Genomic DNA, 15,164 nt, shown 5'->3' on the forward strand with positions numbered 1-15,164 from the left:
CCAGCGTCGCGGTCAGGCCCTTCCCATCAGGCAAAGACCGTCATCTGCGAGGGCACGACCGCGAACATGCCGACGCGGCGCGCGGCAAGATAGTTCACCAGTTGCTGGACGACAGACGGCATGACCGGCTTCTGCACCACGCCGACCGCGCCCTTGACGCCATCGGCGACGACCTCGGGATTGCCGGTCATGAAGACCACCGCAATGCCGTATTCTCTAGCCAGCCGCCGGCCGATCTCGGGCCCGGTCGGGCCGTCGGCCAGATTGACGTCGACGAAGGCGATATCGGCAAGCGGCGCCAGCCGCAGCGCCTGTTCGCGATCGCTCGCAAGGCCTGCCACCTGCATGCCCATGCCTTCCACCGTCGCCCCGAGATCCAGGGCGATCAGGAATTCATCTTCGACGATCAATACTCTCTGTCTCATGAGATCATCTCGTTGCCAGCGCCGCACGACATTGGTGGCCATGATACGTCCCCTTGTTTGCGCCATACTTCGAAAGAGGGATCCGCTCCGGCAGCTGTCCCTGCGCGAAACTCCTGGTCGTAACGGGCAACCTGACGATATGTTCCGCGGTGGAACGAATTTTCTAGAATTAAGATATTGTTAACGTTGATAAATTCCTAATGAGAAAGCCGGCAAAGCAAAATTGTGTTCAATCTCCAGCGCGCACCTTCTGGATGAAAGCGCGATGAGACGATATGGTCATTCCACTGGTTTGAAGATCGGGGCTCGCGTTGAAAACCAAACTTATCGTCCTGGCTATGGTGGTCGTCAGCCTGTTCGCCTATACCAAATTGATGGCCAGGATCGGCTCGGGCTCACCGCCTCCGGACGCCCCGCTCGCGCAACAGGCCGACCTCATCCGCGTTTATAAATCCGAACGGCGCATGGTGCTTCTCAAAGGGGATGTTGCGATCTCGACCTATCGGATTTCCCTTGGGCAGGCTGCCGACGCCGGCCCCAAGCAACGGGAAGGCGACGAAAAAACACCGGAAGGGCGTTATGAAATCGACTGGCGCAATCCGAAGTCGATGGCGCATCTCAGCCTGCACATTTCCTATCCGAGCCCCGACGACCAGCGCAATGCCGCAGCCGGGGGCTTTCCGCCCGGTGGCAATATCATGATCCACGGGCTTCCCAACGGCTGGGGCCTGTTCCAGCAAGCCCATCGGCTGTGGGATTGGACAGACGGCTGCATTGCCGTCACCAACGCCGAGATGCGCGATATCTGGGCCCGCGTTCCCGATCATACGCCCATCGACATCATGCCCTGACGGGCAATCATCCCTTAGAGTCTTTCCTGACGAGCACAGGCTGGCTGCGATAGTCCGCGGGGAAGAGCGATTTCAGATTCTCGATTTTCGGCAGGTCGTTGTAGACGATATAGGGATAGGTCGGGTTGAGCGTCAGAAAATCCTGATGATAGGCCTCGGCCGGATAGAAGCCGGCGGCGTCGGACACCCTGGTGACGATCGGCTGGGCGAAGACATGCGCCTTGTCGAGCTGGCCGATATAGCGCTCGGCGATTTTGCGCTGCGCCGGACCGGTGACGAACAGTGCCGAACGATATTGCGTGCCCTGATCCGGCCCCTGGAAATTCAGCTGCGTCGGGTTGTGGGCCACCGAAAAGAAGATCTGCAGCAGCCTGCCGTAACTGACCTCTTTGGGATCGAATTTCACCTCGACGGATTCGGCATGCCCTGTCGCACCGGTGCTGACGGTTTCGTACTGCGCCGTTTTGGCCTCACCGCCGGCATAACCGGAGACGGCGCTCTTGACGCCCTTCACGTGCTGGAAGACGCCCTGGACGCCCCAGAAACAGCCGCCGGCGAAAATGGCGGTCTCGGTGCCGGACCCGCCCGCTTCGTCGACATCCGGCGGCGGGATGACGACGGCATCTTCGGCCGCGCCGGCGGCACCCGCGCAGATTGAGAAAATAGTGGCGGCCAGCAGTGCGGCGAGGCTCCTGCGGCGGCAAGACGTGAACATGGGCGCGACCTCCAGCGATTGCCCAAATCCTTGCGCATCCTTGCAAAAGCCGCAAATCACAAGCTGGTCACTCACGCCGATGTGACAGCCGGACGAAAGCTTCTGTGCGAAGACGAAACAGCGCGCGAGTCGAGTTGACAATCTCGCGTAGAGTGACGAGAGTGCCCGCCGGTCAGAGCCTGCATCGCCTGTATCCTTGGGGGGAACTTATGTTCGTGCGCTCGTTCTTCGCTTTCGCGACAATCGCATTTTTTTCCATGATCGCCGTCAGTTTTCCCGCAGCCGCTGCGGAAACCAAGCGCGATATTCAGACGATCAAGGACGCCGATTTCTTCGGCTTCGATCTCCGCACCGAGCAGAACGTCTCGCTCGATCAGTGCAAGACCTCCTGTATCGGCGACAAGAGCTGCAAGGCCTTCACCTACAATCCCAAGGTGAAATGGTGTTTCCTGAAATCCGATTTCAAGACGATGAACGCCTTCCCCGGCGCCATCGCCGGCAAGATCGTCGAGACATCAGCGCAGAAGGAGCCGGATCTCGGCGCCGCGCCGCGCCTGACCTTCCTGTCCAACGACCTCATCCAGCAGGCCCACGACTTCAAGGATAATCTCGCGCTGACCGACGGCCAGCAGGGCCAAGGCGTCGACAGTCTGACCGCCAATGCTCGTCTCGACATGACCGCCAACAATCTGAGCGACGCGCTGATCGCCTTCCACGGCGCGCTGTCGATCACACCCGATGACGCCGATCTCTGGCTCGAAACCGCCCGCGCCGCCGCTTCGCTCGGCAGCGCTCAGACCGGCACGAGCGGCCAGGCCGTGCTCGACGCGCTGAACGGCTACGAGCTGACGCGCACCAAGGCCAAGCGCGCGGAGGCGCTCGCCGTGCTCGCCGACGCCCTGGACCGAAACGCCAATTACCGCCCGGCCCTCTATGCCTACAAGGCGAGCCTGGCGCTGGTTGCCTCCGACGACGTGCAGGCGGCCTACCTGCAACTGAAATCGACGCAGGGTTTCCGCATCACCGAACACACCGTCGATGCCGACAGCGCCACGCCGCGCGCCTGCGTCACCTTCTCCGAAGCGCTCGTCAAGACCACCGATTATACGCCCTTCGTGACGCTGAACGGCGCCGCCCCCAAGGCGCTGGAAACCAAGGACAAGCAGATCTGCGTCGAGGGTCTGACGCATGGCGAGACCTACAAGATCGCCTTCCGCACCGGCCTGCCGTCATCCGTCGACGAGACGCTCGAAGCGCCCGTCAGCATCGACGTCTATATCAAGGACCGCAGCCAGATGGTGCGCTTCACCGGCGACAGCTTCGTGCTGCCCTCGACGGCGCGCCGCGGCATCCCGATCGTCTCGGTCAACCTGGCTTCTGCCAATCTCAAACTCTACCGCATCGGCGATCGCGCCATCGCGCCGCTGTTGACCAATTCGCAGTTCCTCAGCCAGCTCGACGGCTACAGCGCCCAGAACATCCAGGATCAGAACGGCGAGCTCGTCTGGCAGGGCTCGATCGACATCGCCAACGAACTCAACAAGGACATCGTCACCAGCTTCCCGGTCGACGAGGCGCTGCCGGAGCGCAAACCCGGCATCTACGTCATGACGGCAACGGCGCCGAACGGCCCGGCGCAGGAGTGGGATTCGCAGGCGACGCAATGGTTCCTCGTCTCCGATATCGGCATCACCACCTATGCCGGCACCGACGGGCTCAACGTCTTCACCCGCTCGCTCGCCTCGGCCAAGCCGATAGCAGGCGTCGAGCTGCAGCTGCTTGCCAAGAACAATGAAGTGCTCGGCACCGCGACGACAGACGAAGACGGCCGCGCCACCTTCACCGCCGGGCTTATTCGCGGCACGGCGGCGCTGACGCCGGCCGTCATCGCCGCCAAGAACGGCACGTCGGATTATGTCTTCCTCGACATGACCCGCGCCGGCTTCGACCTCTCCGACCGCGGTGTCACCGGCCGTGCCGCACCCGGCGCGATCGACGTTCTGACTTTCACCGAACGCGGCATCTACCGGGCCGGCGAGACGGTGCATGCGCAGTCGCTAGCCCGCGACACCGACGGCAACGCCATCGAGAACCTGCCGCTCACCTTCATCTTCAGCCGCCCCGACGGAGTCGAGGACCGGCGGATCGTCAGCCAGACCAGCAATCTCGGCGGTTACAGCGTCGATTTCCCGACCCAGGAAAACGCCATGCGCGGCACCTGGACGATGAACATCTATACCGATCCCAAGGGCAGCGCGATCGCCAGCAAGAGTTTCCTGGTCGACGATTTCGTGCCGGATCGCACCGACATGGAAATCAAGACCGACGCCAAGGAAATCGGCGCGGATATGCCGGCGACGATCAATGTTTCCGGCAAGTATCTCTATGGCGCCCCGGCCGCCGGCCTGACGCTCGAGGGCAATGTCGTCGTCAAGCCGACGCGCGAGAGCGCCGCCTATAAGGGCTTCCTCTTCGGGCTGGCCGACGAGGAGGCGAGCGAGGATTCGCGCCTGCCGATCGAAGGCCTCCCGGAACTCGACGAAAACGGGCAAGCCTCGACCGATCTCACCATCGGCGAGCTGCCGGCAACGACGCAGCTGCTCAACGCCACCGTCTATATCAGCATGCAGGAAGCCGGCGGCCGCGCCATCGAGCGCTCGCTGACCCTTCCGGTGAAGAATGAGCGCGCTTCGATCGGCATCAAGCCGGAGTTTTCCGACGAGCTGCCCGAGAATTCGATCGCCAATTTCACGGTGATCGGCGTCAACGCCGACGGCGAGAAGCAGGAGACCAAGGGCCTGCGCTGGAAATTCTACAGCCTCAACCGCCAATACCAGTGGTATCGCGAGGGAACGGCGTGGAAATACGAGCCGGTCTATACCGCCGAGCAGATTGCCAACGGCAGCGTCGACGCGACCACCGACGGCGGCAAAATCTCCGTGCCTGTCACCTGGGGCCGCTATCGCCTCGAGGTGGGAAGCCCGGATGCCGACGGCCCGACTTCCAGCGTCGAATTCGACGCCGGCTGGTTCGTGACCTCGACCTCGACCGAAACACCGGACGGGCTGGAAATCGCCCTCGACAAGGACAGCTACAAGGTCGGCGACACCGCCAAGCTGAAAGTCACCTCGCGTTATGGCGGCGAGCTGATGGTGACGGCCGGAACCGAAAAGCTGGTCGCGGTGCAGAACGCCACGATCGGCGAGACCGGCGGCGAGCTCTACATCCCCGTCACCGCGGACTGGGGCGCCGGCGCTTATGTCACCGCCACGCTCTTCCGTCCCGGCGACGCCCAGGACAGCCACATGCCGATGCGCTCGATCGGCATCAAGTGGCTGAAGGTCGATCCCGAGCAGCGGGCGCTGCAGGTCAAGCTCGACACGCCGGAAAAAATGCTGCCGCGCGGGCCGTTGAATATCGGTCTGCAGGTGGCCGGTGCCGGCGCCAATGAGGATGCCTATGTCACGGTTGCCGCCGTCGATGTCGGCATTCTCAACCTGACGCGCTACGAACCACCGAACCCTGAGGATTGGTATTTCGGCCAGCGCCAGCTCGGCCTTGAAATCCGCGACCTTTACGGCCGCCTGATCGACGGCTCGCTGGGTGCGACCGGCAAGCTCAGGACCGGCGGCGACGGCGGCGCCATTGCGCTGCAGTCGAGCCCGCCGACACAGAAGCTCGTCGCCTTCTTCTCCGGTCCGGTGAAGCTCGACGCCGAAGGCAAGGCCAATGTCTCCTTCGATATTCCGCAATTCAACGGCACGGCCCGCGTCATGGCTGTGGCATGGTCGAAATCCGGTGTCGGCCACGGCGTCAAGGATGTCATCATCCGCGATCCGGTCGTCGTGACCGCCAGCCTGCCGAAATTCCTCGCCCCCGGCGACAAGGCCAATCTGCGCCTCGACATCGCCAACACCGATGCGCCGGCCGGCGATTACAAGCTGCAGCTGACCGGAAACGATGCGGTCGGCATCGAACAGGCCTCCGCTGCGCAGACGATCCGCCTCGAAGCCGGGGCGAAATCCGAGCTGACGCTGTCGCTCATCGGCAAACAGCCGGGCGCCGGCAGCGTCTCGATCAACCTCTCGGATGCTTCCGGCCTGTCGCTCGACCAGACCGTCGACGTGCCGGTGCGCCCGTCATCCCTGCCGATCACCGAACGCAGGGTGCTGGCGCTGAAGCCCGGGGCAAAGCTTACCGTCGACAAGAACCTGCTCGCCGACAGCGTGCTGCCGGGTGCTGCCATCAGCGTCAACGTCACCCGTTCGGCCGCCTTCGATATTCCGGCACTGCTGATGACGCTCGACCGTTATCCCTTCGGCTGCGCCGAGCAGACCACCAGCCGGGCGCTGCCGCTGCTCTACCTCGCCGAAGTGGCGAAGCGGGCCGGCATCGCAAACGACGACGATGTGCATAAGCGTGTGCAGGATGCGATCTACCGCGTGCTCTCCTACCAGGCCTCGGCCGGCAGCTTCGGCCTCTGGGGACCGGATTCGGGCGACGTCTGGCTGGATTCCTACGTCACCGATTTCCTGACGCGGGCTCGCGAAATGAAATATGACGTGCCGGAAAGGGCCTTCGTGCAGGCGCTCGAAAACCTGCAGAACACCCTCTCCTACACCACCGACATCAAGGGCCAGGGCGACCAGATCGCCTATGCCATCTACGTCCTTGCCCGCAACAAGAAGGCGGCGATCAGCGACCTGCGTTATTATGCCGATACGATGATCAACGACTTCCCGACGCCGCTTGCCAAGGCGCATATCGCCGCAGCACTGGCGCTCTACGGCGATGCCCAGCGTTCGAAGAACATCTTCCTCGACGCGCTACAGATGTCGCAGCAATCGATGGTATCGCGCGTGAACCTGTCCCGTACCGATTACGGCACGATCCTGCGCGACGGCGCGGCGATCCTCGCGCTCGCCGCCGAAAGCCGGCCGGTGCCGCCCGTCGTCCCGGATCTCGCCAAGGCCGTCGCCAAGGAATGGGGCCGCAGCAAATACAAGAGCACCCAGGAAGAAGCCTGGATGCTGCTTGCCGCACGCGCCATTCAGGGCGGCGATGACGGGTTGAAGGTCGACGTCAACGGCGCGGCCCATACCGGCGCCTATATGGCCCGCATGACCGGCGATGCGCTCGCCGACCATCCGCTGACGCTGACCAACCAGACGAACGACACGGTCTCGGCCATTGTCACCACCGTTGCCGCTCCGACCGTGCCGCTGCCGGCCGGCGGCGACGGCTTCCTCATCGAGCGCAGCTATTACACGCTCGACGGCGAAGAGGCGAATGTCAGTGAGGCCAAGCAGAACGAACGCTACGTCGTCGTCATCCATGTGCGCGAAAGCAATGACTGGCCGTCGCGCATCGTCATTACCGACCTGCTGCCGGCCGGCTTCGAGATCGACAATCCGAACCTCGTCGACAGCGCCCAGATGACGAATTTCGACTGGATCGGCGAGATCTCCACCGCCCATACCGAATTCCGCTACGATCGTTTCGTCGCCGCCTTCAACCGCGCGGCGGGCGACAACCGCGAATTCAATGTCGCCTATGTCGTGCGCGCCGTCACTCCCGGCACCTACGACCATCCGGCCGCAAGCGTCGAGGACATGTACCGTCCGGAGCTTTCGGCCCGCACGGCGACCGGCAAGATGGAGGTCGTAGCGGCACAACAATGAGGCTGTGGCGCAAGTTTGCGATCGGGTCCGCCGCCGGCATTCTTCTTGCCGGCGCGGCTCTTTTTGCGCTCGACGCCGCCGACAAGGCTTTCCCGCCGCCGCTCGACAAAGCGGATGTGGTGTCCGCCGAGGTGCTCGATGCCGATGGGCAATTGCTGCGCGCCTTTGCAACCTCGGAAGGCCGCTGGCGGCTGAAGACTGGAGTTGCCGACGTCGATCCGCAATTCCTGCGCATGCTGATCGCCTATGAGGATCAGCGTTTCTACGATCACGGCGGCGTCGATGCCTGGGCGCTCGGGCGGGCCGCCACGCAATTCATCCGCAACGGCCGCATCGTCTCCGGCGCCTCGACGCTGTCGATGCAGGTGGCGCGGCTGATCGAGCCGCGCGCGGGCCGCTCGCTTTCGGCAAAACTGCTGCAGCTGGCGCGCGCCGTGCAGATCGAGCGGCGGCTGTCGAAGGAGCAGATCCTCGACCTCTATCTCACCCACGCCCCCTATGGCGGCAATCTGGAAGGCGTGCGGGCCGCAAGCCTTGCCTATTTCGGCAAGGAGCCGCGCCGCCTGACCGTCGCCGAAGCCGCCCTGCTCGTCGCTCTGCCGCAATTGCCGGAACGGCGCCGGCCGGACCGCAATCTCCAGGCGGCGAAAGAGGCGCGCAAGCGCGTGCTCGACCGGGCCGCTGTGGCCGAGGCCGTCGGCGAGGGCGAAGCCGAGCGGGCGGAGGCTGTCGCTGTCCCGATGCGACGCATGCAATTGCCGGCGCTCGCCGCCCATGTCGCCGACGCCGCGCTGCGCAAGCAGCCGGATGTCCTGAAGCACCAGACAACACTGAAAAAGCAGGTGCAGCAGGGGCTGGAGGCCGTCGCCCGGGCCGCGGCGATGAAACTCGGGCCGAAGCTTTCGCTCGCCATGGTGATGGCCGATGCCCAGACCGGCGCCATCGTCGGCGAGGTCGGATCGGCCGATTATTTCGACGCCAGCCGCTCCGGCTGGATCGATATGACCCGCGTCAACCGCTCGCCCGGCTCGACGCTGAAGCCCTTTATCTACGGGCTCGCCTTCGAACAGGGCCTCGTTTCTCAGGAGACGATCATCGAGGACCGGCCGGCCGATTTCTTCGGCTACCGGCCGCGCAATTTCGACATGAGCTATCAGGGCGACGTCTCCGTGCGCGAAGCCTTGCAGCTCTCCTTGAATGTGCCGGCCGTCAAACTGCTCGACGCCGTCGGACCGTCGCGGCTGCTGGTGCGCTTCCGCCGCGCCGAAGTGCGCCCGGCTTTGCCGCCGAACGAGACGCCGGGACTGGCGATCGGTCTTGGCGGCGTCGGGCTCACGCTCAAGGATCTGGTGCAGCTCTATACCGCACTCGCCAATCGCGGTCAGCCGGCAAGGCTCGGCGATGGCATCACCGGCACACCGGGCAAGCTCGACGGTGAACCGCTTTTGGAGCCGGTGGCGGTCTGGAACGTCGCCGATATTCTCTCCGGCGTCATCCCTCCCGCCGGCGCGCCGCAGCGCGGCATCGCCTACAAGACCGGCACGAGCTACGGCTATCGCGACGCCTGGTCGGTCGGCTATGACGGGCGTTATGTGCTCGGTGTCTGGGTCGGGCGGCCGGATAACAGCGCCGTGCCTGGTTTGACCGGCTATGGTACCGCCGCCCCCATCCTGTTCGAAGGCTTCGCCAAATCCGGCATCGCGACGACGCCGCTGCCCCGCCCGCCCGCCGGCGCCGTGCGCATCGCCCAGTCCGAGCTGCCGATCAGCCAGCGGCGTTTCGCGCTGAACGCCAGCGGCCTGCTCGTCGCCTTCGGCCGCGAGCCCGCGCCCCAGATCGTCTATCCGCCCGAGGGCGCCCATATCGATCTCGGCGCCGGCGCCGGCGATCTGTCGCCGCTGATGCTGAAGCTGCAGGGCGGCCGCGCGCCATTCCGCTGGCTTGCCAACGGCAAGCCACTGCCCGATCTCTCGCGCCGGCGTACGCAGCAGTGGCTTCCGGATGGCGGCGGCTACTCGAAACTGACCGTCATCGACTCGGCCGGACGCGCCGCAAGCGTGGGCGTTTTCATCGACTAGCATCGGCCCGAAAATCGGAATCGCTTTTCGGAAAGCACGATGCGTAGATTCAAAAATGTTACAGGGTCCTTTGCGCGTCTCACAAGACACGCGGCGCTGTAAGGGAACCAAACCCCTGATACAACCGTTGGGTAGAGGCTCCCTCCAACGTCAGACGGCCTCATGACACTTCCGACCGCGACCTACCGGATACAATTCCGCAACGGCATGAATTTCGATCGCGCCTGCGGCCTCATTCCCTATCTCAAGAGGCTCGGCATCAGCCATCTCTATGCCTCGCCGATCTTCACCGCAGTCAGCGGTTCGACTCACGGCTATGACGTCACCGATGCCAACGACATCGACCCGGCGCTCGGCGGCCGGGCGGGGTTCGAGCGGCTGACGGAAAGCCTTGCCGCCGCGGGCATGGGACTGATCTTGGACATCGTGCCGAACCACATGGCCGCTTCGCCGCAAAACGGCTGGTGGCGAGACGTCCTGACGTTCGGCCGGCAAAGCGCCTATGCCGGCCACTTCGACATCGACTGGAGCGAGCCGCTGACCCTGCCGCAGCTCGGCCAGGATTTCGATCGCGCGCTTGCTGCCGGCGAGCTGCGGATCGTGCTCGACGAAACCCATGGCAATTTCGCCTTCGGCTATTTCGAAACGCTGCTGCCGCTCAATCCCCGCAGTTACGGCGCGATCGCAAACCGGCTCGACGATCCGGTGGCGACGAGAATGGCGGAGGCCGCAGCCGTCACGTCAGGCGAGGACTTCGCCCGCGCCATGCGCGACATCCTCTTCGAAGGCGGTGATCGCGCCGTGCTCCGGCAAAAGCTCGAGGATATCTCGGCCGATCGCGATTTCCTCAACAGCCTGCATGAGGGACAGCATTGGCGGCTCACCCATTGGAAGGAGGCGGCGCGGCATCTGAGCTATCGCCGCTTCTTCGAGGTCACCGGCCTTGTGGGAACCCGCGTCGAAAATCCCTCCGTGTTCGAGGACATGCACCGGCTGACAATCGAGCTGGTGCGCCACGGCAAGGTGCAGGGCCTGCGCATCGACCATGTCGACGGGCTTGCCGAACCCAAGGCCTATCTCGACCGGCTGAGGGATGCGGTTGGGCCGGACACCTATATCGTCGTGGAAAAGATCCTCGGACCCGGCGAAGTGCTGCCGGAGAGCTGGCCGGTTTCGGGCACCACGGGATATGAGTTCACTGCGGCGCTCAGCGAACTCTTTATCGATGGCGGCGGCCTGCGCAGATTGGACGATGCCTATCGCAGCCTCGCCGGCGAGATCGGCGATCTCGACGAGGGCCGGCGGCTCGCCAAGCGGCTGATGGTCGAGCGTAATTTCGCCGGCGAAACCGGCAGGCTGGTGTCGATCGCGGCGGGCATCTTTCCCGACATCGATAAGAACGAGATCGCCGCGGCGCTTGCCGAACTGCTGATCGCCTTTCCCGTCTATCGTACCTATGGCGATGGCGGGCCGCTCGCCTGGCAGGATTCAGCCGTCCTTGCCGCGACCGCATTGCAAGCCATGGCCCGGCTCGATGACCGGCGCGCCCTCGACCATGTGCTGCGGCTTCTCGAAGGCAAGGTCGACGGGCATGCGGCCCACGAATTTCGGATCCGCTTCCAGCAATTGAGCGGGCCTGTGATGGCGAAGGCGACTGAGGATACGCTGTTCTACCGCTATAACAGGCTACTTGCCGCAAACGAAGTCGGTGGCGAACCCGGCAAGACGCCGGATGGCCCGGAGGGATTCCATCGCCGCATGGCCGAACGGGCGCGGCTGCAGCCACATGGGCTTTCGGCCAGTGCCACCCACGACACCAAACGTGGCGAGGATGCGCGCGCCAGGCTCTATGCCCTGAGCGAGGGTGCGGATGTTTTCGTGCAGGCGGTGGCGCGCTGGCGTGAGCTGAACCGGCCATGGCTGACGGAGCTGCCGGATGGTGCGGCACCGGAGCCGAATGTCGAATGGATGCTGTATCAGGCACTGGCCGGCGCCTGGCCGGAGGATTTCGATAAGGGGCAGACGCAAGACCTTCGCGAGCGCCTGACCGATTATGCCGTCAAGGCGGTGCGCGAGGCGAAACTCCACACCGGCTGGATCGAGCAGGATGCCGCCTATGAAGACGCGGTGAAGACCTATGCGGCGGCGCTGGTCTCGCCTGAAAATGACGCCTTCCTGGAGGATTTCGAAAGGGTGCTGGAGCCTTTCATCGCCGCGGGTTACCTCAACAGCCTGTCGCAGGCGCTGCTCAAGCTGACGGCGCCCGGCATTCCCGACATCTATCAAGGCTCCGAGGGTTTCGATTTCAGCCTCGTCGATCCCGACAACCGCCGGCCGGTCGATCATGCGCGGCTGGCGGCCTGGCTCGCCGAAGCCGGGCCGATCGCCAGGCTGCAGGCGGCGGCATTGAAACAGCGCATCATCGCGATCGGCCTGCAGCTGCGCCAGCGGCAACCGGCGCTCTTTGCCAAAGGCGACTATCTGCCGCTGAAGGTGACGGGCAGCCGGCGCGAACACGTGTTGGCGTTTGCCCGGGTGCACAGGGATAATTTTGCCATCGTCGCCGCGCCCCGGCTAATGTTCGGCTGGCTCGACCCCGGCGTGCTCTTTGCCGGCCCGGAATTCTGGGAGGACACGGCGATCGCCGTCCCCTCCCCTCTTCACGGGCTGAAGGCGGATCTCGTGACCGGCAAGACGATCGAACCCGGCGGCGGCATTGCGGTCGCCGCCCTGCTCGGCAGCCAGCCTGTCGGGCTGATCAGCCCGATCTGAGGATCGGGCAACAGCGCGGTTGCCTTCGAAAAATCGGCCTCGCCAAAATTAGCGCTTGACCTTCCAGTTGCTGGAAGGTGGATAAACCTCTCCAACTGCCCTTAGGGCATCGGAGATAGTCATGAATATCAAACACGATCATCATCACGGCCACGCCCATAATGGCGATCACAGCTGTTGCGGCCATGGCCCGGAAAAGAGTGCCGGCGTCATAACCCGCGATCCGGTCTGCGGCATGACCGTTGATCCGGAGGTCGGCAAGCCATCGCTCGATCACGCCGGCCGTCTCTATCATTTCTGCTCCGAGGGCTGCCGGACGAAATTTGCCGCCGCGCCGCAGGATTATCTGACGGCGAAGGACCCTGTCTGCGGCATGGCCGTCGATCGCGCGACGGCAAAACATTTCTTGAAGGTCGAGGGCGAGAAATTCTACTTCTGCTCGGCCGGCTGCCAGACGAAATTCGAAGCCGAGCCTTCGGCCTATCGCGACGGCCAACGCCCGGCCGCAAAGCCGGCGCCGAAGGGTACGCTCTATACCTGCCCGATGCATCCGGAGGTCATCAGCGACCGGCCTGGCGACTGCCCGAAATGCGGCATGGCGCTGGAGCCGATGGGTATTCCGCCGGCCGATGAAGGCCCCAACCCGGAACTTGTCGATTTCACCAGACGGCTTTGGGTCAGCGCCATCCTGGCCCTGCCTCTGCTCGCCCTCGGCATGGGACCGATGCTTGGCCTGCCTCTGCGGGAGATGATCGGCGAGCCACAGGCGACCTATATCGAACTGCTGTTGGCAACGCCTGTCGTGCTGTGGGCGGCCCTGCCGTTTTTCCGCCGCGCTTGGGCCTCCCTCGTCAACCGCAGCCCGAACATGTGGACGCTGATCGGTCTCGGCGTCGGCACCGCTTATCTCTACAGTCTCGTCGCCACGCTGGCGCCCGGCATCTTCCCGATGAGTTTCCGCGGCCACGGCGCTGGTGTGCCGGTCTATTTCGAGGCGGCCGCCGTCATCGTCGCCCTCGTTTTCGTCGGCCAGGTGCTGGAATTGAAGGCCCGCGAACGCACCGGCTCGGCGATCCGTGCTCTGCTCGATCTCGCGCCGAAGACGGCGCGGCGCATCGATGCCGATGGCAGCGAGCTAGATGTGCCGGTAGACGAGATCCAGACCGGCGACCGGCTGCGCGTGCGCCCCGGCGAGCGGGTTCCAGTGGACGGCTCCGTCCTAGAGGGCCAGTCGACCGTCGATGAATCGATGATTACAGGCGAGCCTCTGCCGGTGGAGAAATCGAAAGGCGACGGACTGACCGGCGGCACGATCAACAAGAACGGCTCGCTCGTCATGTCGGCAGAGAAGGTCGGCGCCGACACGGTGTTGTCGCGCATCGTCGACATGGTCGCCAAGGCGCAGCGTTCGCGGGCGCCGATCCAGGGTGCGGTCGACCGGGTGTCGGCCTTCTTCGTGCCGGCGGTCGTCGCCGCGGCCATCCTTGCCTTTATCGTCTGGGCAGCGGTCGGGCCGGAACCGAGCCTCGCCAATGCGCTGCTTGCCGCCGTCGCCGTTCTGATCATCGCCTGCCCCTGCGCGCTCGGGCTTGCGACGCCGATGTCGATCATGATCGCGACGGGGCGCGGGGCTGGCGAAGGTGTGCTGATCAAGGACGCCGAAGCGCTGGAGCGCTTTTCCAAGGTCGATACGCTGATCGTCGACAAAACAGGCACGCTGACCGAGGGAAAGCCGAAGCTTACCGACGTCGTCGCCTTCGGTGGAACCGAGGAAAACCGGCTGCTGTCGCTGGCGGCAAGCCTGGAGCGCGGCTCCGAACATCCGCTGGCCGAAGCGATCGTTTCCGGCGCCGAAGAGCGCGATGTCGCGTTTGTCGAGGTCACCGGTTTCGAGGCAAAGACCGGCAAGGGTGTTCAGGGTCTTGCGGGTGGCACGATGGTGGCGCTCGGCAATGCGGCGATGCTAGCCGATCTCGGCGTCGATCCTTCGGCGCTGGCCGAGAGGACCGAAGCCCTGCGCGGCGAGGGCAAAACGGTGATGTTTGTGGTGGTCGACGGCGCGCTTGCCGGCCTCGTCGCCGTTGCCGACCGGATCAAGCCGACGACGGAAGCTGCCATCAAGGCGCTGCACGATAGCGGTCTCAAGATCATCATGGCGACGGGCGACAATGAGCGGACGGCGCGGGCGGTGGCAAAAAGCCTGGGGATCGACGAGGTTCGCGCCGACATGCTGCCGGAGGGCAAAAGCGCACTGATCGACGAACTGCGCGCCAAGGGTGCCGTCATCGCCATGGCCGGAGACGGCGTCAATGACGCACCGGCGCTCGCCGCCGCCGATGTCGGCATCGCCATGGGCACAGGCGCCGACGTGGCGATGGAAAGCGCCGGCATCACTCTGGTGAAGGGCGATCTCACCGGCATAGTCAGGGCGCGGCGGCTGGCGGAGGCGACGATGCGCAACATCCGCCAGAATCTCGGCTTCGCCTTCGGCTATAATGCGCTCGGCGTGCCGGTCGCAGCCGGCGTGCTCTATCCGATCTTCGGGCTGCTGCTGTCGCCGATGATCGCGGCAGCGGCGATGAGCCTCTCGTCCGTCTCGGTGATTGCAAATGCGCTGAGACTGCGCTTTGCAAAATTATAGG

At 64.3% G+C, this 15,164-nt stretch carries 7 protein-coding genes; 5 read left to right on the forward strand and 2 right to left on the reverse strand.

Annotated elements, in window-relative coordinates:
* Window positions 1-26: 26 nt before the first annotated feature.
* Window positions 27-467 carry a response regulator gene (locus ATY75_RS33125; RefSeq protein WP_088940718.1) on the reverse strand — a complete coding sequence of 147 codons (441 nt, stop codon included), beginning with the start codon at window positions 465-467 and terminating at the stop codon, window positions 27-29.
* Window positions 468-736: 269 nt separating this feature from the next.
* On the opposite strand from ATY75_RS33125, the gene ATY75_RS33130 reads away from it, so the two are divergent.
* Window positions 737-1,276 (forward strand): L,D-transpeptidase family protein, encoded by a 540-nt coding sequence (locus ATY75_RS33130; protein WP_088940719.1) that lies wholly within the window; start codon window positions 737-739, stop codon window positions 1,274-1,276.
* A gap of 7 nt (window positions 1,277-1,283) precedes the next feature.
* Here the strand turns inward: ATY75_RS33130 and msrA are convergent, their stop codons facing one another.
* Complete coding sequence (msrA, locus tag ATY75_RS33135; RefSeq protein WP_088940720.1) at window positions 1,284-1,991, reverse strand: peptide-methionine (S)-S-oxide reductase MsrA; 708 nt, start codon at window positions 1,989-1,991, stop codon at window positions 1,284-1,286.
* 209 nt (window positions 1,992-2,200) lie between these two features.
* Here msrA and ATY75_RS33140 point away from each other — a divergent pair, with 209 nt between their 5' ends.
* From ATY75_RS33140 to ATY75_RS33155, 4 genes are all read left to right on the forward strand, one after another.
* Window positions 2,201-7,672, forward strand: a complete 5,472-nt coding sequence (locus tag ATY75_RS33140; protein ID WP_088940721.1) for an alpha-2-macroglobulin family protein — start codon at window positions 2,201-2,203, stop codon at window positions 7,670-7,672.
* Window positions 7,669-9,750: a penicillin-binding protein 1C gene (gene pbpC, locus ATY75_RS33145; RefSeq protein ID WP_088940722.1), complete on the forward strand. Its 2,082-nt coding sequence runs from the start codon at window positions 7,669-7,671 to the stop codon at window positions 9,748-9,750. The genes ATY75_RS33140 and pbpC overlap by 4 nt, the downstream gene beginning before the upstream one ends.
* A 162-nt stretch (window positions 9,751-9,912) precedes the next feature.
* On the forward strand, window positions 9,913-12,522 hold the full coding sequence (gene treY / locus ATY75_RS33150; RefSeq protein ID WP_088940723.1) for a malto-oligosyltrehalose synthase: 2,610 nt from the start codon (window positions 9,913-9,915) through the stop codon (window positions 12,520-12,522).
* A 121-nt stretch (window positions 12,523-12,643) separates the two neighbouring features.
* On the forward strand, window positions 12,644-15,163 hold the full coding sequence (locus tag ATY75_RS33155) for a heavy metal translocating P-type ATPase (RefSeq protein WP_088940724.1): 2,520 nt from the start codon (window positions 12,644-12,646) through the stop codon (window positions 15,161-15,163).
* Window position 15,164: the final 1 nt, after the last annotated feature.

Source organism: Rhizobium sp. N122 (genome assembly GCF_002211295.1).
Classification (GTDB): Bacteria; Pseudomonadota; Alphaproteobacteria; order Rhizobiales; family Rhizobiaceae; genus Rhizobium.

Bases quoted from the DNA above. Each gene is read 5' to 3' on its own strand.
- ATY75_RS33125 (WP_088940718.1), bottom strand. From the start codon at position 467: ATGGCCACCAATGTCGTGCGGCGCTGGCAACGAGATGATCTCATGAGA.
- msrA (WP_088940720.1), bottom strand. From the start codon at position 1,991: ATGTTCACGTCTTGCCGCCGCAGGAGCCTCGCCGCACTGCTGGCCGCC.
- ATY75_RS33140 (WP_088940721.1), top strand. From the start codon at position 2,201: ATGTTCGTGCGCTCGTTCTTCGCTTTCGCGACAATCGCATTTTTTTCC.
- pbpC (WP_088940722.1), top strand. From the start codon at position 7,669: ATGAGGCTGTGGCGCAAGTTTGCGATCGGGTCCGCCGCCGGCATTCTT.
- treY (WP_088940723.1), top strand. From the start codon at position 9,913: ATGACACTTCCGACCGCGACCTACCGGATACAATTCCGCAACGGCATG.
- ATY75_RS33155 (WP_088940724.1), top strand. From the start codon at position 12,644: ATGAATATCAAACACGATCATCATCACGGCCACGCCCATAATGGCGAT.